The organism is Microbacterium sp. GbtcB4, from assembly GCF_019091465.1.
In the GTDB taxonomy this organism is placed as follows: domain Bacteria; phylum Actinomycetota; class Actinomycetes; order Actinomycetales; family Microbacteriaceae; genus Microbacterium; species Microbacterium paraoxydans.
The window spans coordinates 1-255 of the sequence record NZ_JAGXJJ010000263.1; the positions used below are offsets into that span (position 1 = coordinate 1).

At 76.5% G+C, this 255-nt stretch carries 1 pseudogene; it reads left to right on the forward strand.

The window, feature by feature from the left end:
• Window positions 1–255, forward strand: a pseudogene (locus KVS71_RS17865) (hypothetical protein); the annotation flags it as partial.

Consider the following 255-nt stretch of genomic DNA (forward strand, 5'->3'; position numbering starts at 1 on the left):
CCACTCCGGCGCCGTCCGCTACGCGCTCGCGGAGACCGAGCAGCGGCCGACCGTGCTCGGCCTCATCGCGTGCGGGCGGATGCGTCCGGACACGGGCCGCGTCACGATCGATGCGGCGGCGAGTCCGAAGGGGCTGCGCCGCCGCGTCGCCCTCGTGGACGCCCCGGACGTCAGCGATCCGCACCCGGACATCACCCTCCCCGGGGTGGTCGGCGGGGGGCTGATGTTCGCCGGACGTGGGGCGACCCCGCTCCA